The sequence below is a fragment of the Achromobacter sp. NCFB-sbj8-Ac1-l genome (genome assembly GCF_052695805.1).
In genome coordinates, this window is the sequence record NZ_CP199812.1 from 2,104,039 (window position 1) to 2,126,824 (window position 22,786).

A 22,786-nucleotide genomic window follows, 5' to 3' on the forward strand; every position below is an offset into this window, starting at 1 on the left:
ATGTCCAGAGTTGCAATGGGGCTGGCCTACGACGGCTCCGCCTGGCAGGGTTGGCAAACCCAGCCGCACCGGCAAACGGTGCAAGACACATTGGAGGCCGCGCTGGCGCGCTTCTGCGACGTAACGGAACCGGTGGCCACCATTTGCGCCGGCCGCACCGACACCGGCGTGCACGGGGCGATGCAGGTCATCCATTTGGATACTCCCCTGGACCGACGCATGGAATCCTGGGTGCGGGGCGTCAATGCCTTCCTGCCCCCCAGCATTTCCGTGCAATGGGCCAAGCCGGTGTCGGATGACTTCCATGCCCGCTTTTCCGCCCGGGCCCGTACGTACGTCTATCTGCTGTGGCGGGGTCGGGTGCGCCCGGCGCTGTGGGCAGGCCGGGCAGGGTGGTGCTATCAGCCGCTGGACGTCGATGCCATGCGCGCGGCCGCACGCGCCTTGCTGGGGGAACACGATTTCTCCAGCTTTCGTTCGTCGCAGTGCCAGGCCAAGCATCCGGTGCGCGTCATGCACCGGCTCGACATCGAAGAGCGCGGTCCGTTTCTAGTGTTTACGCTTCGGGCCAACGCTTTCCTGCATCATATGGTGCGCAACATCATGGGTGCGCTGCTGCAGATCGGCCAGGGCCGCGAATCCGTCGACTGGATGGCGCAGCTGCTGTCCTGGCGCGACCGCAAGCGCGGCGCGCCCACGTTTTCACCCGACGGCCTGTACCTGTCGGCCATCGAATACCCCGACGAGTTCGGCCTGGACGAGTTGGATGGCGGGGCGCTTTTGCTGTCGCCCTTCACGCAACACACGATGCAACCATCGGAAAATCCGCCATAGCCGGGCGGCCGTCGGCACCTAGGAGGCCAGTCTCATGCAACGCCGCGCGTTTTTGAAGCGAACCGCCCTGGGCGCCGCCGCCGGCGGGGCCGCCATCGCCGCCCCGGTCTATGCGCAGGATGCCCCGACCGTATCCTGGAAGCTGGCCTCCAGCTTTCCCAATGAATCGCCCACCTTGTTTGGCGGCGCTGAAGACGTGGCCCGCTACGTCAACGACGTCACCGACGGCAAGTTCCATATCGAGATTTTCTCCGCCGGCGATCTCATGGAGGCCGGCCAGGTGCTGGACGCCGTGCAGCATCGCATCGTCGAATGCGGCCATACCGCCTCCACGCGCTTTTTCGATACCGATCCCGCGCTGTGCTTCGACGCCGGCCTGCCGTTCGGCCTGAATACGCGCCAGATGAACGCGTGGATGATCCAGGGCGAAGGGCTGGCCCTGACTCGCGTGCTGTTCGACAAGTACAACATCCTGAATTTCCCCTGCGGCTTTACCGGCGCCCAGATGGGCGGCTGGTTCCGCGGCGAGGTGAAATCCGTGGACGACCTGCTCGGGCTGAAGATCAAGGCGGGCGGTTTCGCCCGCCAGGTGCTGGCCCGCATGGGCGCCGAACCGGTCGACCTGCCCATCGCCGACACCTATGCGGCGCTGGAGCAGGGCGGGGTGGACGCCGTGGCCTGGATCGGCCCGTACGACGACGAAAGCCTGGCGCTCTACAAGGTCGCCCGGAACTACTACTTTCCCGGCTGGTGGGCGGGCACGCTGCAACTGTCGCTGTACGTCAACCAGGACGCGTACGACGAACTGCCCAAGCCCTATCAGGCGGCGCTGGGCCTGGCCAGCCGCATGGCCACCGCCAACATGATCGCCAAGTACGACGCCGGCAACCCCGATGCGCTGCGCCGGCTGGTGCAACGTGGCGCGCAACTCAAGGCCTTTTCCCGGCCCATGCTGCAGGCCGCCTATGAGGCGTCGCTGAAGCTCTATCAGGAACTGAGCGCCAAAGACCCCATGTTCAAGAAGCTGTACGAGAGCATGACGGCCTTTCGCGACAAGGAAATCCCGTGGTTCCGCGTGGCCGAAGGCAGCTTCGACAACTTCATGGCGACGGCGGGCCAGCCGGCGGGCTGACGCCGGCAGCCTTGCAGCGGGCTGCCAGTTCGCCTGATCGTCGGGCGGTCCGCATCCCGCGGCGGCATGCGTGAGGTAGGCGCTCTTATATATACTGGCCGCATCCGTCGCGCTGGGCGACGCAAGCAATGAATTCCATGCGCACACGCATCAAGATCTGCGGCCTGACCCGCGAAGAAGACGTTGACGCCGCCGTTTCGGCCGGCGTCGACGCCATCGGCTTTGTCTTCTACCCCAAGAGCAAGCGCTGCCTGACGCCCACCCGCGCCGCGCAACTGCGCCGCGCGGTGCCGGCGTTCGTCGACGTGGTGGCCCTGTTCGTGAACCCCGATCCGGCGGACGTGCAGGCCGTGCTGGACCAGGTCGGCCCGGAACTGCTGCAGTTCCATGGCGATGAATCCCCGCAGGACTGCGCGCGCTACCACCACCGCTACCTGCGTGCGTTTCGCGCAGGCGCCCCGGGCCTGGATACGGCCGAAGACCTGGCGTCCTGCTGCCGCGCCTACGGCGAAGCCGCCGGCTGGCTGTTCGACAGCTACAGCGCTGGCTACGGCGGCAGCGGCCACGGCTTTGACCACGCGCTGCTGACCGACGTGAAGGCCGATCCCGTGTCGCGCCCGCTCATCCTGTCCGGCGGATTGACCCCCGACAACGTCGCCGCCGCGGTCCAATCCGTGCGCCCGTGGGCCGTCGATGTGAGCAGCGGCGTCGAGGTCGAGCAAGGAATAAAAAGTTCTGATAGAATCTCGTTCTTCGTTGCTGCGGTGCACGCCGCAGACGCGAAAAAGTAAGAAGGTTTGCGCAGTGCTGGCAGTCATTTGAAAGTTGCAAAACACGTTCAAAAGACAGGCCGTTGCAGATGAAGAGTAGGGCGAGAGCAAAACTCTGGAACGCAACAAAAACAGCAAAAAGTTTGAAAAGACGATTTGCACAGTTTAAAAAAGCACTATATAATTCTTCTTCTTTGCAGGCGGTTAGCTCAGCTGGTTAGAGCGCCACGTTGACATCGTGGAGGTCGTTGGTTCGATTCCAATACCGCCTACCAAATTCCTGCAAAGTGGTGCTTGATAGAGCTAGTCAAGCACCGCCAAAAAAGCCGCGACAGTCTAAGACTTCGCGGCTTTTTGCTTTGTGGCGAAGATTATGCAGAATCAAGGATTATTGATTCCGCCGCACCGCTTAAAACGCATCCGACATTTTCGGGCGTGCCTACATAATGTCGGGGCGTAGCGATTAATTCGCCAGCGCTTGGCGATCGGCAATCAGCCATCCACCCGCAAACACCGCTGCGCCATCTCCATATAGTGCGCAATCGGCGGCGTATCCAATCCCACCACCTTCGCCAGATCGTCATACCGGCGCAGCCGCACCGCGGCCAGCGCGTGCGGCTGACAGGCGAACGTCTCGGCTTGTTCGGCGGTGAATACGCCGCCTTGCAACGCCAGGCTCTGCACCGAGGCGGGCGACAGGGTGTCCAGGTAGGCGGGTTCGATCGCGCCCAGGTAGCGTTTGGCCGCGACGTGCAGACGCACGGGGGCGGTGACGTCGTCGCTGAACAGCGTGGCCAGGGCGTCGGCGGCGACTTCCTGGTGGCGCATGTCGGTGGTGATGCTCTCGGCCAGCATGAGGTGGCCGACGTCGTGCAGGAAGGCGGCGACGATCACGGCCTCGGATTCGCCGGCCTGTTCGGCCAATTGCGCGCATTGCAGCGCGTGTTCGGTCTGGCTGATGGCTTCGCCGCCGTAGTAGGCGGCGCCGTGGTGGGCGAACAGGGTTTCGATAGTGGGCAGGGTCAGCATGGTGCAGCCTCGGCGTTGGGAAGTTGCAGGAGACGATAGCGCTTTGCAGTGACATCTAGATGACTAGAGCATGTTGCGCAGATCGATTCTGCCCGCCCTGGCGCGGCCCCTATCGATGATAGTCTTGGGCTTCACCCGGGATGATTCATGCATAGACTGCTCCTTCGCGTTGCCCCCCTGATTGCCTCCCTGTCACTCGCCGGCTGCCTGGCGACTGCGCCGGTTGCGCCGCAGTCGCGCGTCGACGAGATTCCGATGTACGGGGGCATGGATCGATCGGCCCCTGACATCAAGGCCGCCGACGACAAACTCACGGCGGACGCGAGCCGCGCGTTTGGGTCACCCGCTCGCGCAGCGCAGGCCTGGATCGAGCAGGGGTATCGGTTTTACCGGGCCGACCAACTCGGCATGGCGACGCGGCGCTTCAACCAGGCCTGGCTGATGGATACGCATAATCCCGAGGTCTATACCGGCTTTGCCGCGGTGCTGCACGATCAGGGCAAGTATTGCGACGCCATGAAAATGATGGAGACGGCGCTGAGCCTGAAGCCGCCTTCATTCCAGGGCATTTATGCCGATGCGGGCCGTATTGCCGCACGTTGTGCCGCCGCGGACCAGACCTTGTCGGGCCCGGAACGCGCCGCAATGATCACGCGTTCGGACGCCTTGTTCCGCAATGGCGAGGCCGTCGAGCCGGACAAGGCCTATCTGTATAACGCGTGGGCCAGCGCGTATTACTGGAACGGCCAGTATGCGGATGCCTGGGCGATGGTGGCCAAGGCGCGCCGGGCGGGCGGACAACCCGGTGCACGCTTTCTGCAGATGCTGCGCGAGAAAATGCCGGAGCCGACTTGACCGTCAGGTGATTCGCGGCGCCGTCTTGCAACTGCGTTATCCTGCACCCCATCATGATGAGAGCACTTTGGCTGATCCTGGGTTGCGTGATGCTGGCGTTGGGCGTGATCGGCGCTTTCCTGCCGGTGATGCCGACCACGATTTTCCTGATTCTGGCGGTGGGCTGCTTTTCGCGCTCGTCGCCGCGGCTTGAGCGCTGGCTGCTGGACAGCCCCACTTACGGTCCGTCGCTGCGCGCCTGGCGCGAGCAGGGCGCGGTGTCGCGCAAGGGCAAGCTGTACGCGTCGTTGGGCATGGCGGTGGGGTATGGCCTGTTCTGGTGGGGCGCACATCCGTCGTTCTGGCTGGCGCTGGGCGTGGGCGTGTTTTTCCTGGCAAGCGCTGCCTATGTCTTGAGCCGGCCGAGCCCGAAGCCTCTTGATCCGGCGGAACAATCCGTGGCGCGGCCGAACGATCCCGCGCCACGCGCCTGACGCCTGCTTGAACGCTGCACGCCACGCGTAACGCACCGAAACGGGCGTGTCCATTTTGTCGCCGCCGGGCCTGCGAATCTCTGCTTAAATTGCCTGCAGCGCGGCCATGGCCTTTGTTGGCAGGCCTGGTCCGGCGGCCGCTTCGTCCGCCTGGCATTCCGGCCCGCGAGGACGATTTATGCATATCAAACGACGAGAACTCCTGTTTGCCGGCCTGTCCAGCGCCGCGCTGGGGCTGATGACCGAGCCGGCGATGGCGATTGCCGCGCCCACGGGCCAACCCACCCTTGATCTGTGGCCGGGCAACCGGGCCCCGGGCGGGCCCGGCCCGAAAGAGGCCGAGAAGGTCAGCGCCAAGGGTTCGGTCACGCAGGTGTCGCGGCCGCGCCTGGTGGTCTACCGGCCCGAACGTCCCAACGGTACGGCCATGCTGGTGATTGCCGGCGGCGGCTATGCCCACATCGAACGCGGCACGGAAAGCACGCCGGCCTGCCTGTGGCTGCAATCGCAAGGGGTGACGGCGTTTGAGCTGGTGTATCGCCTGCCGGGCGAGCATTGGCCGGCGGTGGCGCCCCTGCAGGATGGACAGCGTGCGATGCGGGTGATCCGCGCCTCGGCCCAGGAATTCGGCCTCGATACCGGCCATATCGGCGTGATGGGGTTTTCCGCGGGCGGGCATCTGGCCGGCATCACGGCGGCCACGCCGGGCGTGGCCCGCTACCCGCTACTGGACGAGACCGACAAGCAGTCTTCGCGGCCGGACTTCGCGGCGCTGATCTATCCCGTGCTGACGTTCATGCCGCCGTTCGACCACACCCATGCGCGTCGGGAGATCGTTGGCGAGCATCCCACGGCCGAGGAAAGCGCGGCGTTTTCGGTGGACCACCTGGTCACGGCGCAGATGCCGCCCACGTTCCTGGCGCAGGCACAGGACGATCCGATTTCGCCGGTAGACAACAGCCTGCTGATGTTCGGGGCGCTGCGCCGCCTGGGCGTGCCGGCCGAGATGCACATCTTCGCGGCCGGCAAGCACGGCTGGGGCATGGGCAAGCCGGGTTCGCTGGTACAGGCCTGGCCCGAGCTGTTCGCCAAATGGGCGGCGTTCAATCAGTTCTTCAAGGCGTGATCCCCACCGCGTGATCCCTGGCGCCAGGACGTCAAAGCCTGACTGCCAAGGCCCGACCCGCAGCGCGTGGCCCGGGCGGGCCTAGTGCGAGTGCCGGGGGTCGCCCCGCGTTTCCACCACCTTCAGGTAGAGCGTGGCCGGCTCCAGGCAGCCGCCGGTGGATAGTTGGCCTACCAACTGGCGGTACAGCGCTTGCCAAGGGGTTTGCGAGGCGGGGGGCTGGTAGCCGGGGGCCTGGCGGCGCCGTTCCATCTCGGCATCGTCCACCAGCGCGATGACGCTGCGCTGGTTCAGGTCGACCCGTATCCGGTCGCCGGTGCGCAGCAGCGCCAGCCCGCCGCCCACGGCGGCTTCGGGCGACATGTTCAGGATGGACGGGCTGCCCGACGTACCGCTCTGGCGGCCATCGCCCAGGCAGGGCAGCGAGTCGATGCCGCGCTTGATCAGGTGCGAAGGGGGCGCCATGTTCACGACTTCGGCGCTGCCGGGGTAGCCCACGGTGCCGGCGCCGCGAATGACCAGGATGCAGTGTTCGTCGATCTCCAGCGACGGGTCTTCGATGCGGGCGTGGTAGTCCTCGGGTCCGTCGAACACGATGGCGCGGGCCTCGAAGGCGTTTTCGTCGCCCTCGGTCGACAGGTAGGTGCGGCGGAATGCTTCGCCCACCACCGACATCTTGATGACGGCGCTGTCGAAGAAGTTGCCCGACAGCACGATGAAGCCGGCACGGTGCTTGAGCGGCGCGGCGCAGCTGCGGATGACGTCGGCATCGCGGGTCTTGGCGCCGGCGGCGATATCGCCGATGGTCTTGCCGGACACCGTCGGGCAGTCGCCATGCAGGCGGCCGGCGGCCAGCAATTCATGCAGCACGGCCGGCACGCCGCCGGCGCGGTGAAAGCCTTCGCCCAGGTGCTCGCCGGCCGGCACGCAGTTCACCAGCAGCGGCACGTCTTCGCCCAGGCGCTGCCAGTCGTCCAGGCTGAGGTCGATGCCGGCGTGGCGCGCCATGGCGATCAAATGGGGCGGGCAATTGCTGGAGGCGCCCAGGGCGGACGCGACCACGATGGCGTTTTCAAAGGCCTGCCGCGTCAGGATGTGCGATGGCCGCAGGTCTTCGCGCACCATGTCGCAGATGCGCAGGCCGGTGGCGTAGGCCATCTGGCCGCGTTCACGGTAGGGGGCGGGAATGCTGGCGCAGGTGGGCAGCGACATGCCCAGCGCTTCAGCCAGCGAGTTCATGGACAGCGCGGTGCCCATGGTGTTGCAGTGACCCACCGATGGCGACGACGCCGTGGCGAGGGTCATGAAGCCTTCGTAGTCCAGCTTGCCGGCGGCCATCAGGTTGCGCGCGTGCCAGATGACGGTGCCCGAGCCCACCCGCTGGCCATCGTGCCAGCCGTCCAGCATGGGGCCGCCGGACAGCACGATGGCGGGAATGTCGACGGTGGCGGCCGCCATCAGGCAGGCGGGCGTGGTCTTGTCGCAGCCGGTGGTGAGCACCACGCCGTCCAGCGGATAGCCGTGCAGGATCTCGACCAGGCCCAGGTAGGCCAGGTTGCGATCCAGCGCCGCCGTCGGGCGGCGGCCCTGCTCGGCCAGCGGATGCACCGGGAATTCCATGGGAATGCCGCCCGCGTCGCGGATGCCGGCCTTGATGCGCTCGGCCAGGGCCAGGTGATGGCGGTTGCACGGCGCCAGGTCGCTGCCCGTCTGGGCGATGCCGATGATGGGGCGCCCGGATTGCAGTTCCTCGCGGGTCAGGCCGTAGTTCAGGTAGCGCTCGACGTAGATGGCCGTCATGTCGGCATGGGCGGGGTCGTCGAACCATTTCTGGCTGCGCAGCTTGCGGGGAGTGTCGGTCATGGATGCGTCTCGTGTGCTTCGGGGGCTTGCGGCGCGGCGGGCGCGCCGCAAGTCAGATTGCCCTGCGGGGCTAGTTGCGCGCCTTGCTGATTTCCGCGTTCAGTTGCTGGATCAGGCCCGGCCCGAGCTCCTGCGTGTACTTGTCGACCACGGGCTGCACTTTTTCCCGCATGCGGGCCACTTCTTCGGGCGATACGGTGTTGATCTTCATGCCGGCCTGCTCCAGCGTGCCCATGGCCTTCAGCGAATCCGCCCGGCTGTCCTTGCGCTCGAAATCGCGCGAGGCCTCGGCGGCCTGGCGCACCAGGCGCTGTTCGTCGGGTGAGAGCTTGTCCCACCATTTCTTGGACGCCAGGACTACCCAGGGCGTGTAGACGTGGCGGGTGATCGTCAGGTAGGGCTGCACTTCGTAGAACTTGCTGCTCTGGATGGTGGTGATGGGGTTCTCCTGGCCGTCCACCGTGCGGGTTTCCAGCGCGGTGAACAGTTCCGAGAACGGCATGGGCACGGCGTTGGCGCCCAGCGTGTTGAACACGCCCAGCGCGATCTGGTTCTGCATCACGCGCAGCTTGATGCCCTGCATGTCTTCGGCGCGCACGATGGGGCGTTTCGAATTGGTCATGTTGCGAAAGCCGTTTTCCCAGTACACCAGGCCGACCAGGCCTTTGGCTTCCAGCTTCTTGAGCAGGTCCTGCCCCAGCTGGCCGTCAAGCACGGCGTCGGCCTCTTTTTCACTGTTGAACAGGAATGGCAGGTCGAAGACGCCGAATTCCTTGACCATGCCGGCCAGCGGCGCCGTGGAACCGACCATCATTTCCTGCGCGCCGCCGGCCAGCGCGCCCTGCATCTGTTCGTCCGATCCCAGGTTGGCCGAGCCGAACGTCTTCATCTTGAGCTTGCCGTCGCTGATCTTCTCCAGCTCCTGCGCCAGGAAACGGGCGGCGCGGCCCTGGACGCTTTCTTCGTTCAGGCCGTAGCCGAAGCGGATGAGCCGCGGCTTGACGTCGGCGGCGGCCGCGATGCCGGCGAATGCGCAGGACAGCGCGGCGGCCAGTACGACGAGACGGGTCTTCAAAGGCTTGTACATGGTGTTCCTCCTTGGCTTCTTGTAGTGGGCGCGGGCATGCGCCGGGGGGCCGCAGGCCTAGTGCATCCAGCTTGCGGGAACGGTGATCAGCTCGGGGAAGATCACCAGCAGGACCAGCAGCAGCGTGTAGGCCACGACGTAGCGCCACACGCCCCTGCAGATGGTTTCCATATTGATGCGGGCAACGCCGCAGACCACGTTCAGCACCGTGCCGACCGGCGGCGTCAACAGGCCCACGCAGCCGACCATGACGAACATGACGCCGAAGTAGACGGGATCGATACCGGCTTTGGTGACGACGGGCATCAGCACCGGCGCCAGGATCAGGATGGTGGGCGTCAGGTCCATGACGGTGCCCACCAGCGTCAGCAGCACCAGCAGGGCGAACATCAGCAGCTTGGGCTGGTCCAGCACCGGGTCCAGCAGCGCGATCAGGTCCTGCGGCATATCGGCCAGGGTGATCATGTACGACGAGACCATGGCGGCGGCCACCAGGAACATGACGATGGCGGTGGTGCGCGCCGCATTGATGAACAGCGGCAGCAGGTGGCGCACGCCGATCTCGCGGTAGACGAACAGGCTGACCAGCAGCGCGTACACGGCGGCGACCACCGCAGCCTCGGTCGGGGTGAAGATGCCGCCGCGCAGGCCGCCGATGATGATGACCGGCAGCATCAGCGCCCAGGCCGACTCGCGCAGGGCGCGCAGGCGGGCCGGCCACGGCTGGCGCGGCGCGGGCTTGATGGCGCCATGCTTGCGCGCCACCCAGGTCCATACCGCCACCAGCGTCAGGCCCATCATCAGCCCGGGCGCGATGCCGGCGAAGAACAGTTTGGTGATGGAGACGTTGGTGGCGACGCCGAAGATGATGAAGGAAATGGACGGCGGAATGATGGGCGCGATAATGCCGCCAGCGGCGATGAGGCCCGAGGCCTGGCCGGCGTCGTAGCCCTTTTCGCGCAGCATGGGGATCAACAGGGAGCCGAGCGCGGCGGCGTCCGCCACGGCCGAGCCCGACAGCGCCGCCAGCAGCACGCTGGCGAAGATCGCCACGTAGCCCAGGCCTCCCTGGATGTGGCCCACGAACATGCTGGCCAGGTTGACGATACGGCGTGAGATGCCGCCGGCGTTCATCAGTTCGCCGGCCAGCATGAAGAGCGGCACGGCCATCAGCGTGAAGCTGTTGGCGCCCGACAGCATGTTCTGCGCCAGGATCTGCGTATCGAAGAAATCGAGCTGGAACATCATGGCGATCGCGCTGAGCAGCAACGCGAAGGCAATCGGCATGCCCAGGGCGATCAGCCCCAGCAGCACGAGCAGGAAGACGGTCAGGATCATGGCGCGGGTCCGGGCGGGATGGCGGGAAGGGGGAGGGGGGCGGATCAGACCGACGGGTCTTCAGGGCTGGATTCCGCCGGCAAGGGCCCGCCGGCCAGCACGCGCACCAGGTCGACCAGGGTCAGCAGGCCCATGAGGACGGCGGCATACAGCGCTGCGGCGTTGAAGACGGCCAGCGACATCCCCGTGACGGGCAGGCGGGTGTCCAGCCCGATCACGGTCTGCACCCAGCTGCCTTCGGCCATCAGCCACAGCACCCACAGCACCAGCAACTGACAGAAGATGTGCGACACGCGCCGGGCGGCCGGGCCGAAGCGGTCGACCAGCATCGTGACGCCGATGTGCTGGTGATCGCGCAGCGCCAGCACCGAGCCCAGGAAGATCATCCAGACGAACGCCAGGCGTGACACTTCGTCGGACGCGTTGATGCCGGAATTGAACAGATAGCGCAGGGCGACGTTGCCGAACAGCAGCACCACCATCACGGCCAGGCAGGCGACCATCAGCCACGTCTGCAGGCGGGCGCACCAGTCTGCGGCGCGGGCCAGCGGTGTACCGCCGGGCCGCCCCTTGGGGGAACCTTGCATGCTTGTCTCCAGTTTCCGTTTTCCGGATTTTTATGAGGTCTTGCGAAGCTGATGTTAGCGCTAACATTTTTGGTTTGGCAAGCCCCCCGGTTTGCGTCAGACTACGGGCTCGCCAACTGGGTCAGAAAGATCGATGTCCATCCGAAAGCCGCGCAGCACCCGAGCCGGGCGGGTGACCATGCAACAGGTCGCGGACCGCGCCGGGGTCAGCGCGATCACGGTGTCGCGCGCGTTGCGCACGCCCGACAAGGTGGCCGAGGGCTTGCGCCTGCGCATCGCCCAGGTCTGCCAGGAACTGGGCTACGTGCCCAATCACGCGGCCAGTGCGCTGGCGTCGTCGCGGTCACAGACCATCGTGGTGCTGATTCCTTCGCTCAGCAACGTGGTGTTCATCGACATCATCACGGGCATCAAGGACGCGCTGGACGCGCAGGGCTACCATCTGCTGATCGGCGTGACCGGCTATTCGCCCGACGCCGAGGAAGCGCTGCTGCGCAAGTATCTGCAGCATCTGCCGGACGGGCTGATCCTGACCGGCATCGACCACAACCCGGGCGTGTGGGATCTGCTGCGGGTGCAGGGCATGCCCACCGTGCACACGATCGAAACCCTGGCTGGCGAGGACGGCATGAGCGTCGGCTTCTCGCAGGCCGATTCGGGGTATGCGGCCTGCCGGCACCTGGTGGACCGGGGGTACCGGCGCATCGCCATCGTCGGCGCGCAGCTGGACCCGCGTTCGCTGCGCCGCTGCGAAGGCGGCCGCCAGGCGCTGCGCGATGCCGGCCTGTACGATCCGTCACTGGAAATCATGACGCCGGAGAAATCCTCCATTGGCCTGGGCGCGACGCTGTTGCAGCGCCTGCGGGCGACACATCCCGATTGCGATGCGGTGTTCTTCTGCAATGACGACCTGGCCCAGGGGGCGGTGTTCCAGTGCGGGCGCCTGGGAGTGAGCGTGCCGACGCAGATTGCGATCGTGGGGTTTCACGATCTGGCGGGCACGGCCTGGACCACGCCGCCCTTGTCCACCATCGCCACACCGCGCTACGAGATCGGCCGGGAGGCCGCGCAACTGCTGCTGCGGCAACTGGAGGGGCAGGACATCGCGCAGCGCCACGTGGACCTGGGCTTCACCCTGGTCCAGCGCGAAACCACCTGATTCCCGTGGGCGCGGCGGCGCTCTGAGTCCGCTCTAGTTTGCCCGCCGCAAGGCCAGGAAGACCCCCGACGCCATGATCAGGCCCATGCCGGCCAGCGCCAGGCTGTCGGGCGGGCGCTGGAACCAGAAGGTGCTGAACGCCACGGCCAGCAGCAACTGAAAGTAGTTCAGCGGCGCCAGGGTGGCGGCCGACACGCGCTGGAACGCCGCGATCAGCAGAATCTGCGCCAGGCCGCTGCATGCGCCCAAGGCTACGATCAGCGTCATGTCGATGGCGGTGGGCCAGGGATCCGGCAAAAAGAACGGCGCGGGCAGCGCCGTGGCAATGAGGCAGATGAAGGCGGTGTAGGCGTATTGCACCGGCCCGGCGACCTTGCCCGACAGCTTGCGGGTCAGCACCTGGAAGATGGCGTAGCTGACGGCGGATACAGCCATCAGCACGGTGCCCAGCACCGGCAGGTCGGACCCCGGCCGCACGATCAGCAGCATGCCGGCAAAGCCCGCCGCCACCGCCGTCCATTGCGCCGCCTTGACCCTTTCGCCGAGCAGCCAGGGCGACAGCGCCACCATGATGAGCGGCGAGGTGAAGTAGATCGCCGTGGCCTCGGACAGCGGCATCCAGATCAGCGCCGTCATGAAGCAGCTGGCCACGGTGGCCAGCATCACGCCGCGCAGCACCAGCAGGGGCTTGTGCGCCGCATCGCGCAGTCGTTGGCCGCGGTGGCGCCACAGCATCGCCAGCGCCAGCGTCGCCACGGCGATGTAGCGCATGACGTTCAGGAACGGTGCGGGGTAATACGCCAGCATCTGCTTGGAGCCGGCGTCGAACGTGGCAAAGGCCATGAGGGCGCCGAAGAACAGCAGGATGCCGGCGCGGCGGGATCCGGCAGAGGTGGCGGCGGCCGGTGCTGCGGCAGCCGGTATTGCGGCGGTCGCTACCGCCGCCGACGCGGCGGCCTGCGCGGGCGCGGCCGATGGGGGAAGGGTCATGGCCGGCTCAGGTGCCGCCCTGGCTCATGCCTTGCAGGAAGGCGTCCAGCGCCGGGCCGATGGCCTGGACCATGTAGCCGCCTTCCTGCACCACCACCGTCGGCACGCCCAGGCTGGCCACGCGCGCACCGATGTCGCGGTAGGCGCCGATGTCCAGCTGGAGCACGCTGATAGGGTCGTCCTTGTAGGTGTCGAAACCCAATGCCAGCACCAGGGCCTCTGGCGCATACCCGGCCAGTGCGGCCAGGGCGGTGTCCAGTGCCTTCAGGAAGACGTCGTTGCCCGAGCCGTGCGGCAGCGGCAGGTTCAGGTTGCAGCCTTCACCCGCGCCGTGGCCGCGCTCGTGCGCATAGCCGGTGTAGAACGGGTAGTAGCCGGTGGGGTCGGCGTGCAGCGACACGGTCATGACATCCGCACGCTGGTAGAAGATGTTCTGGGTGCCGTCGCCGTGGTGCGCGTCCACGTCCAGCACCGCCACCTTGGACCAGGTCTGCAGCAAGCGGCTGGCGGCGGCTGCGCTGCTGTTCAGGTAGCAGAAGCCGCCGGCGCGATCGCGATGGGCGTGGTGGCCCGACGGTCGGCATAGCGCATAGGCCAGCTTGCCGCCGCCTGCGACGTGATCGGCCGCGGCCACGGCGCTGTGGGTCGAGCGCAGCGCCGATCGCCAGGTCTGCGGGCCGATGGGGCACGACAGGTCACTGAGGTAATACCCCGTCTGCGCCACGATGGACGGCGACGGGCAGGGGCCGCGTCCGGCCGTCTCGATGCGGCCGTTGTAGTAGGGCGACAGATTCGGCAGCACCTCCGGGCCGGGGTCCACGCCGGGCGCCTTCAAGGCCTGCCAGCGGGCGTACGCGGTTTCCAGATAGTCCAGGTAATCCTGGCTGTGGATGCCTTCCAGCGGCTTGCGGCCGTAATCCGCCGGTGCCTGCACGGCAACGCCGCGCGCCGCCAGGGCGCTTTGCAGGCTTTCGGCGCGCGAGGGCAGGTCGGTCGGCGCGCTGATGCGTCCCAGCCGCATGAACTGCCGGGGCGCGTGCAGCAGCTGTTCTTCCGAGAAAAACGCCTTCATGGTGATCCTTGTCCAGGGGGGGGGCGTCAGGCCGCCTGCTTGATTTCGATTTCGACGAACACGAATTCGGTGTCGCTGGGGTTGATGACGTTGTGCTCCACCCCCACCGGCCGGTAGTAGGCCACGCCGGTGGTGAGCTGGCTGGTGATCGGGCCGTCGGGCGTGTCCAGCAGCAGCGGGCCGGTGGTCTGCGGCACGACGACGTAGTTCATGCCGTGGCGGTGCCAGCCAGTTTCGCCGCCCGGCGGAAAGCGCCACTCGGTCACGGTGACCTGGGCGTTGTCGATCTGGACGGTCGGGATGGCAGCGGGGCGTTGCATGGTCGAGTCTCCTGGTTGAGCCGCTTTCAGGCGGCGGCCTGTGCCTGGGTGGGATCCCAGTGTTGGCCGGGCACGGCGGCGATGAGCTGTTGCGTATAGGCGTGTTGCGGGTTGTCGAAGATCTGGCTGGGCGAGCCGTATTCCACCACCTTGCCGCGGTGCATGACCAGCACCGAATTGCAGATCTGGGCGGCCACGCGCAGATCGTGGGTGATGAACACCAGCGCGATCTTCAGGCGCTGTTGCAGGTCGTGCAGCAATTGCAGCACCTGTGCCTGCACGGACACGTCCAGCGCCGAGACGGATTCGTCGGCCACCAGCACCTTGGGTTCCAGCGCCAGCGCGCGCGCGATGCCGATGCGCTGGCGCTGGCCGCCCGAGAACTGGTTGGGATAGCGGTCGAACGCCGACGGGTCCAGCCCCACCAGCGACAGCAGTTCGCGCACCCGGGCCTCGGCCTGGGCCCGCGGCACGCCGTTGGCCACCGGGCCGTCGCTGATGATGCGGCCCACGGTGTGGCGCGGGTTGAGCGAGGCGAACGGGTCCTGGAAGATCATCTGGATGTCTTTGCGCAGCGGCCGAAAGCGCGACTCGGGCAGGGTGGCGATGTCCTGGCCGTTGAAGATCAGCTGGCCGCCATTGATGCCGACCAGCTTGAGCAGGCATTTGCCGATGGTGGACTTGCCCGACCCGGATTCACCGACGATGCCCAGCGTTTCGCCGCGACGCACGGTAAAGCTCACGCCGTCCACCGCATGCACTTCGCGCTTGTTGCCCAGCCAGCCGTGGCCGATGACGTAGGTCTTCTTCAGGTCTTTCACTTCCAGCACGGGCCGGTCGTCGGCGGCCGCGACGCGTTCCTCGCCCCGGCGATGCGGCACGGCGGCGATCAGGCGCTGGGTGTACGGATGGCGCGGCCGGTTCAGCACCTCGTCGGCCGGCCCTTGTTCGACCAGTATGCCCTTTTCCATGACGGCCACCCGGTGCGCGATCTCGGCCACCACGCCGAAGTCATGGGTGACGAACATCACCCCCATGCCCTTTTCCTTCTGGATGCGGGCGATCAGCGCCAGGATCTGGGCCTGGGTGGTGACGTCCAGCGCAGTGGTGGGTTCGTCGGCGATCAGCAGCGCGGGCTCCAGCGCCAGGGCCATGGCGATCATGACGCGCTGGCGCTGGCCGCCGGACAGGCGGAACGGGTACACGTGGTAGAGCGTGGCCGGGTCGGGCAGGCCGACGAAGGCCAGGAGGTCCAGCGTGCGCCTCATGCGCTCGGCGCCGGGGTAGGCATTGTGCACCCGCATGACTTCGCTGATCTGCTCGCCCACCGTCATCAGCGGGTTCAGGGCCGACAGGGGCTCCTGGAAGATCATGGCCATGTCCTTGCCGCGCATGGCTTGCAGGGTGGCCTCGTCCTGTTGCAGCAGGTCGGTGCCGCGGAACAGGATGCGGCCCTGCTGCGGCGTCAGGTAGTCCGGCAACAGGCCCATGATGGCGTTGGCGCTCATGGATTTGCCCGAGCCGGATTCGCCGACGATGCACAGGATTTCGCCGGCATGGATGTCGTACGAGACGTCCTGCACCGCGAACGGGCGGTCGCCGCCGCCGGGCAGCGCAATGCTGAGGTTCTGAATGGAAAGCAGGGGCGGGGATGCGTTCATGCCGGTCTCCTATTCGCCGCGCTTGCGCAGTTGCGGGTTGAGGGCGTCGTTCAGGCCTTCGCCGATCAGGTTGATGGCCAGCACGGTCAGCAGGATGGCCACGCCCGGCCACACGCTCATCCACCAGGCTTCGCGGATCATGGTGCGGGCCGCGCCGATCATGAAGCCCCAGCTCATCAGGTTGCGGTCGCCCAGGCCCAGGAAGGACAGCGACGATTCGGTCAGGATGGCGGTCGCCACCATGAACGAGGCCGACACGATGATGGGCGACATGGCGTTCGGCAGGATCTGCGTGCCCACGATGCGGGCGGGCGTCTGGCCGATGACGATGGCCGCCTGCACGAACTCGCGCTGCTTGAGCGTCATGAATTCCGACCGCACCAGGCGTGCCGCCGGCGGCCAGGACACCACCGCGATGGCCCCCATGATGGAATACACCGACGGGCTCAGGATGGCCACCAGCACCACGGCCATGGCCAGTTGCGGAATGGTCTGGAAGAACTCGGTGAACCGCATCAGCGCATCGTCCACGCGGCCGCCGCAGTACCCCGCGATGGACCCGACCACGATGCCGAACACCAGCGCCACGGTGGTGGACAGCAAGCCCACCATCAACGACACGCGGGCGCCCCACACCAGGCCGGCGGTAATGTCGCGGCCCAGCATGTCGGTGCCGAACGGGTAGGCCGCGTCGGTGAACGGCGGGATCAGAGGGTCCGCCACCATCATCCAGGGCGAATCCGGGTACAGCAGGGGGGCGGCCAGGGCCACGACGACGACGACCAGCATGATGGCCAGGCCGGCCACCGCGCCGTAGTTGCGCATATAGCGACGGGCAAAGGGGCTCATGCGGCGGCTCCTTGTTGGGCGCCCGCGCCGATGCGCGGATCGATCAGCCGGTACAGCACGTCCGTCAGCAGGTTGAACACCACCACCATGATCGAGGTCACCAGGAAAATGCCCAGCAATAGCTGGTAATCACGCTGCAGCAGCGCATCGAACATCAGCCGGCCGATACCGGGCCAGGCGAACACGGTCTCGGTCAGCACCGCGCCGCCGGCCATCTGGCCCAGCTGGATGCCCGCAAACGTAATGACGGGCAAGAGCGCGTTGCGCAGCACGTGGGCGCGGATGACGCGGCTGGGGCTGACGCCCTTGGCGCGCGCCGTCTTGACGAAGTCCATGCCGATGACTTCCAGCATCGACGCCCGCGTCAGCCGGACGTAGACGGCCATGAAAAAGCAGCCCAGCGTGACGGTCGGCAGGATCAGGTGCTGGGCAATATCGGCCACACGGGCCCAGCCGGTCAGGCCGGCGCCCACGGTTTCCATGCCGAAGGCCGGCAGCCAGCCCAGCACCACCGAGAACAGCAGGATGCCCATCAGCGATAGCCAGAACAGCGGCGTGGCGTAGAGCAGCAGCGCGCCGGTCATGACCGAGCTGTCGATCCAGCGGCGCTTGTTGCGGTAGCGCGCCTTGGCGGCCACCACGCCCAGCAGCACGCCCAGCACGATCGAGAACACGAAGGCGCAGGACATCAGCAAGAAAGTGGCGGGCAGGCGCTCGACGATCAGGTCCAGCACCGGCACGTGGTTGCGGTAGGAAAAGCCCAGGTCCAGCTGGACCACGCCTTTCAGGTACAGGAAGAGCTGCGTCAGCACGGGCTTGTCCAGCCCGAACGCCACGCGCAACTGCTCGACATAGGCGGCATCGCCCGCGCCCGCCTGGCCCGCCAGCACGGCGGCGGGGTCGCCGGGCGCCAGGCGGATCAGGAAGAAATTGATGATGACCACGCCCAGCACGACCACCAGGGCCTTGCCGATGCGGGATACGAGGAAAGACAGGAATTTCATGCTCAAGGTCCTCCGTGGACGGGCGCGGGTGTCCGTCGCGCGGCCGGGCGCCGCCGCCGGGGTGCCGGCCCCGGAGGCGGTGTGCGGCGCTTACTTCTCGATGTAGACGTCGTCGAACGACTCGTTCAGGCCGATGGCGGTCTTGACCAGGTTCTTGACGTTGGCGCGATACAGCGTGGGAAATTCCATGTCCACCAGGAAGCCGTTGGCGACCTCGTTGACCAGCGTGGTCTGCAGCTGCGTGTAGAGCGCCTGGCGCTTGGCCGGGTCGACTTCGGACGCCGCCGCTTCCCACTGCTTGTCGGTCTCGGGGTTGCTGTAGCCCTGCACGTTGGCAAACGGCGAACCCTTGACGATGTTGGACGAGATGTACAGGCGCTGCACGCCCAGCGCGGGGTCGCCGTACTGGTAGGTGAAGTTGGTGGTCAGGTCGAAGTCCCAGTTGCCGGTGCGGCTGGCCCAGCCGCCCGCATCGGTCGATTCCAGGTTGACCTTGAAGCCCAGCTGTTCCAGCGCCTGCTTGGTGTATTCGCCCAGGCGGTCCCAGGTCGAGCCGTACGGGAAGCTCAACTGGCGGATGGTGTAGTCGCCGGGCTTGATGCCCGATTCCTTGATCAGCTCGCGCGCCTTCTTCATGTCGAAGGCCATGGGCGGCATGTTCTTGTCATAGAACATCTCGGTGGTCACGAACGGGCTGGTGGATACCTTGCCCAGGCCGAAGAAGATGTTGTTGACCACCATGTTGCGGTTCATCGCGGCCATGACCGCCTGGCGCACCTTCAGGTTGTCGAACGGCGGCTTGCGCATGTTGAAGATCAGGTAGGCCTGGGGCGAGAACATTTCCCAGCCGGCCGTGGTGTATTCCACCTTGGGCAGGGCGCGCAGGCGCTTGATGTCGACGTTGTCCACGTCGCCGCCGCGCAGCACGTCCACGCTGCCGCGCTCGAACGCCACCGCGCGCGAGGCCGCGTCCGGGATCACGTTGAACACCAGCTCGTCCAGGTACGGCATGCCCGGCTTCCAGTAATCGGGGTTGCGCACCAGCTTGATGTACTCGCCGCGCTTCCATTCCTTGAACATGAACGGGCCGGTGCCGACGGGCTTCTGGTTGGCCGGATTGGCCATGTAGTCGGTGCCGGCGTAGATGTGCTTGGGCATCATCGGCGCAAAGCCCGGCTCGAACATCAGCATGAAGGCCGGGAAAGGCGACTTCAGCTTGATGACCACCGTCTTCGGGTCGGTGGCCTGCACCGAGTCGACGAACTTGTTCAGGATCACGCGGGCCCGCGCATGGGTCTTGGGCAGCATGTCCGACAGCGTGAACACCACGTCGTCGGCGGTGAAGGGCTTGCCGTCATGCCACTTGACGTTGTCCTGCAGGTGGAAGGTGTAGGTCAGGCCGTCGGCCGACGCTTCCCACGATTTGGCCAGGCCCGGCTGCGGCTTCAGGTCGGTGGAGTAGGTCAGCAGGCTTTCATAGATCTTGCCGGCGACGAACTGGGTCGGGCCCTGCTGGTTGATGGCCGTGACGATCACGGGCGGTTCGGGCTGGACGATCATGTTCAGCGTGCCGCCCTTGGTCTGGGCCAGGGCCTGGGTGGCGGGCAAGGCGGCGGCCAGGAGCAGGGCGCCGATGCTGAGGGAGAACCATTTCTTCGATTTCACTGCGAGCCTCCGGGCTGGAAGAGTGTCGGTCAGGTGGGCGCCTGTTTACGCGGCGCGTGCCGGCTATGACAAGCAAACCTCGTGCCACCTGGGTTTCTCGGGGAACTGCGGGTGAAGCTGCTGCAACAATGCGCTGTCTAGGTGCCAGGTACAGCGCCGCGCACCAATGCGGCGAACGCGATGCACGGACGGGGGCCTACAGACTGATGTCGATCCAGGTGGTCTTCAGGTCGCTGTACTTGTCCAGCGCATGCAGCGATTTGTCGCGGCCGAAGCCCGATTGCTTGACGCCGCCGAACGGCACGGTGATGTCGCCGTCGGCATAGCAATTGACCCAGACCAGGCCGGCGCGCAGTCGCCGCGACAGGCGATGCGCGCGGCCCAGGTTGGCGGTCCACAGGCCCGCACCCAGGCCGTAGGCCGAATCGTTGGCCAGCGCAATGGCTTCGTCTTCGCTGCGGAATCGCTGCGCGGTCAGCACCGGCCCGAAGATCTCTTCGCGAACCAGCGGGTGGGTTGCATCGACGCAGTCGAAAATGGTTGGTTCGATGTAGAAGCCGCCACTGTCGGTGCGGACCTGACGGCCGCCGATGCGCAGCGTGGCGCCATCGGCCTGGCCGGCCGCAATGCGGGCCATCACCGAACGCGTCTGGCGCTCATCGACCATGGCGCCCAGCGTGGTGTCCGGGTCCAGCGGATTGCCGGGCCGCATGTCGGCGGCGTGGCGCGCCACCTTTTCCATGAAGGTGTCGTAGATGGCGTCGTGCACGTACAGGCGCGAGCCGGCGATGCACACTTCGCCCTGGTTCGAGAAGATCGCCAGCGCGGCGATCAGCGCGGCGCGGTCCAGGTCGGGGCAGTCTTCGAACACGATGTGCGGCGATTTGCCGCCGCATTCCAGCCAGACCCGCTTCAGGTTCGATTCGCCCGAATAGGTCATGAAGCGCTTGCCGGTGGCGGTGGACCCGGTGAAGGCCACGCAGTCCACGTCCGGGTGCAGGCCCAGGGCCTGGCCGGCAACGGGGCCGGTGCCCGGCACGACATTGAAGACCCCGGCGGGAATGCCGGCATGCTCGGCCAGCGCCGCCAGCCGCAGCGCGCTCAGCGACGATTGCTCGGCAGGCTTGAGAATGACGCTGTTGCCGGCGGCCAGTGCCGGCGCCACTTTCCAGGCTGCCATCAGCAGGGGGTAGTTCCAGGGCACCACGGCGGCCACCACGCCGACGGGCTCGCGCGTCACCGTGGCCAACGCGTTCGGGCCCGTGGGGGCGATTTCGTCGTAGACCTTGTCGATGGCTTCGCCGTACCAGGCGTAGCACTGCGCGGTCTCGGGCAGGTCGAAGGCCAGCGCGTCGCGGATCGGCTTGCCCATGTCCAGGGTTTCGATCAGGGCCAGCTCTTCGCTGTGATCGGTGATCAGTTGGGCCAGCTTGAGCAGGCGGGCCTTGCGTTCGCGCGGCGGCAGGCCCGACCAGACGCCGCTGTCGAAGGCGCGGCGGGCTGCGGCGACCGCACGGTCGACGTCGGCCTGGCCGCAGGCGGCCACGTCGGCCAGCTTGCGGCCGTCGATGGGGCTGGTGGCGACGAACGTGGCGCCGTCGGCGGCATCGGCATAGGCGCCGTCGATATAGGCCTGGCCGCGCAGGGTCAGCGAGCGGGCGCGGGCTTGCCAGTCGTCAAAGGTGTAGGTTGTCATGGCCGTGTCCTTGTCGATTCAGCGCGGGCCGTTGGCCCGTGCCACCATGGCGTCCAGCAGCACGTTGCAGCCGGCTTCCAGATCGCCGGGCTGGGCGTCTTCGATTTCGTTGTGGCTGATGCCGTCTTTGCACGGCACGAAGATCATGGCGGTGGGCGCCACCGCCGCCATGTAGACGGCGTCATGGCCGGCGCCCGTCACGATGTTCATGGCCGCAAGCCCCCGCTGCGCGGCGCCCTGGCGCACCTTGTCCACCAGGTCCGGATCGAACGGGGTGGGGCGGAAGTACTGCACGTCCTTCACGTCGACCGTCACGCCATGCTTGTCGGCGATCTCGCGGCAGGCTTGCCGCCAAGCCGCGTCCATGCGGGTCAGCGTGGCTTCGTCTTCGTGGCGCAGATCGGTGGTGAAGCGCACCTGGCCAGGGATGACGTTGCGCGAGCCGGGGTGGGCATGGATCTCGCCCACGGTGCCGCGGCCGTGCGGCTGGTTGGCGTTGGCAATGTTGACCACCGCCTGCAGCAGGTAGCTGGCGGCGAACAGCGCGTCACGGCGGATGCCCATCGGCGTGGGGCCGGCGTGCATTTCCATGCCGGTCACCGTCACGTCGTACCAGCGCAGCCCCAGCGAACCGGTCACCACGCCGATCACTTTTTCTTCATGTTCCAGGATCGGGCCTTGTTCGATGTGGGCCTCGAAGTAGGCATCCACCGGGCGTCCGCCCACGGGCTCCGGCCCCGCGTAGCCGATGGCCCGCAGTTCGTCGCGCACCGCGATGCCCTTGGCGTCGCGCGCGCTCAGCGCCGTTTCCAGTGAGAACTTGCCGGCGAACACGCCCGAGCCCATCATCACCGGCACGAAGCGCGAGCCTTCCTCGTTGGTCCAGATGGCCACCTCCAGCGGGGCCTCGGTCTGTACGCCTGCGTCGTTCAGCGTGCGCATCACTTCCAGTCCGGCCAGCACGCCGTAGCAGCCGTCGAACTTGCCGCCCGTGGGCTGCGTGTCGATGTGGCTGCCCGTCATCACCGGCGGCAACGCGTCATTGCGGCCGGCGCGGCGGGCGAAGATGTTGCCGACCTGGTCCACGCGCACCGTCAGGCCGGCGTCGCGCATCCAGCCGGTGACCAGGTCGCGGCCCTGGCCGTCCAGCGCGGTCAGGGCCAGGCGGCAGTTGCCGCCCTTGGGGGTGGCGCCGATCTGCGCCAGATCCATCAGGGACTGCCAGAGACGGTTGCCGTTGACGGACAGGGAAGAAGTCATGGTTGAGCCTCGTTCG

The 22,786-nt window shown here is 66.7% G+C and carries 21 protein-coding genes and 1 tRNA gene; 8 read left to right on the top strand and 14 right to left on the bottom strand.

The window, feature by feature from the left end; genetic code table 11:
• From truA to ACUDP5_RS09635, 4 genes are all read left to right on the top strand, one after another.
• Nucleotides 1-834 (top strand): tRNA pseudouridine(38-40) synthase TruA, encoded by an 834-nt coding sequence (gene truA / locus ACUDP5_RS09620; RefSeq protein ID WP_263914747.1) that lies wholly within the window; start codon nt 1-3, stop codon nt 832-834.
• A 34-nt stretch (nt 835-868) separates the two neighbouring features.
• Nucleotides 869-1,966, top strand: a complete 1,098-nt coding sequence (locus ACUDP5_RS09625) for an ABC transporter substrate-binding protein (protein WP_263914748.1) — start codon at nt 869-871, stop codon at nt 1,964-1,966.
• A 128-nt stretch (nt 1,967-2,094) separates the two neighbouring features.
• Nucleotides 2,095-2,757, top strand: coding sequence for a phosphoribosylanthranilate isomerase (locus tag ACUDP5_RS09630; RefSeq protein WP_445658625.1), 663 nt, complete (start codon nt 2,095-2,097; stop codon nt 2,755-2,757).
• A gap of 177 nt (nt 2,758-2,934) precedes the next feature.
• Nucleotides 2,935-3,011, top strand: a tRNA-Val gene (locus ACUDP5_RS09635).
• A gap of 217 nt (nt 3,012-3,228) precedes the next feature.
• Here ACUDP5_RS09635 and ACUDP5_RS09640 read toward each other — a convergent pair.
• Nucleotides 3,229-3,765, bottom strand: coding sequence for a phosphonate degradation HD-domain oxygenase (locus ACUDP5_RS09640; RefSeq protein WP_445658626.1), 537 nt, complete (start codon nt 3,763-3,765; stop codon nt 3,229-3,231).
• A 147-nt stretch (nt 3,766-3,912) separates the two neighbouring features.
• Here ACUDP5_RS09640 and ACUDP5_RS09645 point away from each other — a divergent pair, with 147 nt between their 5' ends.
• From ACUDP5_RS09645 to ACUDP5_RS09655, 3 genes are all read left to right on the top strand, one after another.
• A complete protein-coding gene (locus tag ACUDP5_RS09645) occupies nt 3,913-4,620 on the top strand; it encodes a hypothetical protein (protein ID WP_263914752.1) in 708 nt (235 codons plus the stop codon).
• Nucleotides 4,621-4,673: 53 nt separating this feature from the next.
• Nucleotides 4,674-5,093, top strand: a complete 420-nt coding sequence (locus ACUDP5_RS09650; protein ID WP_263914753.1) for a YbaN family protein — start codon at nt 4,674-4,676, stop codon at nt 5,091-5,093.
• A gap of 178 nt (nt 5,094-5,271) precedes the next feature.
• Nucleotides 5,272-6,219 (top strand): alpha/beta hydrolase, encoded by a 948-nt coding sequence (locus tag ACUDP5_RS09655; protein WP_025135326.1) that lies wholly within the window; start codon nt 5,272-5,274, stop codon nt 6,217-6,219.
• A gap of 81 nt (nt 6,220-6,300) precedes the next feature.
• Here ACUDP5_RS09655 and ACUDP5_RS09660 read toward each other — a convergent pair whose 3' ends face one another.
• From ACUDP5_RS09660 to ACUDP5_RS09675, 4 genes are all read right to left on the bottom strand, one after another.
• The gene (locus tag ACUDP5_RS09660) at nt 6,301-8,082 is read right to left on the bottom strand and encodes a dihydroxy-acid dehydratase family protein (RefSeq protein ID WP_263914754.1); all 1,782 of its coding nucleotides are present in this window, start codon (nt 8,080-8,082) and stop codon (nt 6,301-6,303) included.
• A gap of 70 nt (nt 8,083-8,152) precedes the next feature.
• A complete protein-coding gene (locus tag ACUDP5_RS09665; RefSeq protein WP_445658627.1) occupies nt 8,153-9,169 on the bottom strand; it encodes a TRAP transporter substrate-binding protein in 1,017 nt (338 codons plus the stop codon).
• A gap of 57 nt (nt 9,170-9,226) precedes the next feature.
• On the bottom strand, nt 9,227-10,507 hold the full coding sequence (locus ACUDP5_RS09670; RefSeq protein WP_263914756.1) for a TRAP transporter large permease subunit: 1,281 nt from the start codon (nt 10,505-10,507) through the stop codon (nt 9,227-9,229).
• A 44-nt stretch (nt 10,508-10,551) separates the two neighbouring features.
• Nucleotides 10,552-11,094, bottom strand: coding sequence for a TRAP transporter small permease (locus tag ACUDP5_RS09675; protein ID WP_263914757.1), 543 nt, complete (start codon nt 11,092-11,094; stop codon nt 10,552-10,554).
• A gap of 133 nt (nt 11,095-11,227) precedes the next feature.
• Here ACUDP5_RS09675 and ACUDP5_RS09680 point away from each other — a divergent pair, with 133 nt between their 5' ends.
• Complete coding sequence (locus tag ACUDP5_RS09680) at nt 11,228-12,253, top strand: LacI family DNA-binding transcriptional regulator (protein WP_445658628.1); 1,026 nt, start codon at nt 11,228-11,230, stop codon at nt 12,251-12,253.
• Between the two features lie 33 nt (nt 12,254-12,286).
• On the opposite strand, the gene ACUDP5_RS09685 is transcribed toward ACUDP5_RS09680, so the two are convergent.
• From ACUDP5_RS09685 to ACUDP5_RS09725, 9 genes are all read right to left on the bottom strand, one after another.
• Complete coding sequence (locus ACUDP5_RS09685) at nt 12,287-13,243, bottom strand: DMT family transporter (RefSeq protein ID WP_263914759.1); 957 nt, start codon at nt 13,241-13,243, stop codon at nt 12,287-12,289.
• 7 nt (nt 13,244-13,250) lie between these two features.
• Nucleotides 13,251-14,315, bottom strand: a complete 1,065-nt coding sequence (locus tag ACUDP5_RS09690; protein ID WP_263914760.1) for a histone deacetylase family protein — start codon at nt 14,313-14,315, stop codon at nt 13,251-13,253.
• 26 nt (nt 14,316-14,341) lie between these two features.
• On the bottom strand, nt 14,342-14,635 hold the full coding sequence (locus ACUDP5_RS09695; protein WP_025135334.1) for a cupin domain-containing protein: 294 nt from the start codon (nt 14,633-14,635) through the stop codon (nt 14,342-14,344).
• A 26-nt stretch (nt 14,636-14,661) separates the two neighbouring features.
• Complete coding sequence (locus ACUDP5_RS09700) at nt 14,662-16,296, bottom strand: ABC transporter ATP-binding protein (RefSeq protein WP_445658629.1); 1,635 nt, start codon at nt 16,294-16,296, stop codon at nt 14,662-14,664.
• 9 nt (nt 16,297-16,305) lie between these two features.
• Nucleotides 16,306-17,145, bottom strand: a complete 840-nt coding sequence (locus ACUDP5_RS09705; protein WP_263914761.1) for an ABC transporter permease — start codon at nt 17,143-17,145, stop codon at nt 16,306-16,308.
• Nucleotides 17,142-18,149, bottom strand: a complete 1,008-nt coding sequence (locus ACUDP5_RS09710; RefSeq protein ID WP_263914762.1) for an ABC transporter permease — start codon at nt 18,147-18,149, stop codon at nt 17,142-17,144. Before ACUDP5_RS09710 ends, ACUDP5_RS09705 begins: the two co-directional genes overlap by 4 nt.
• Before the next feature lie 90 nt (nt 18,150-18,239).
• The gene (locus ACUDP5_RS09715; RefSeq protein WP_263914763.1) at nt 18,240-19,814 is read right to left on the bottom strand and encodes an ABC transporter substrate-binding protein; all 1,575 of its coding nucleotides are present in this window, start codon (nt 19,812-19,814) and stop codon (nt 18,240-18,242) included.
• A gap of 196 nt (nt 19,815-20,010) precedes the next feature.
• Entirely contained in the window at nt 20,011-21,510 is a 1,500-nt protein-coding gene (locus tag ACUDP5_RS09720; RefSeq protein WP_263914764.1) for an aldehyde dehydrogenase, read from the bottom strand.
• A gap of 18 nt (nt 21,511-21,528) precedes the next feature.
• Nucleotides 21,529-22,770, bottom strand: a complete 1,242-nt coding sequence (locus ACUDP5_RS09725) for a Zn-dependent hydrolase (RefSeq protein ID WP_445658630.1) — start codon at nt 22,768-22,770, stop codon at nt 21,529-21,531.
• Nucleotides 22,771-22,786 lie beyond the last annotated feature (16 nt).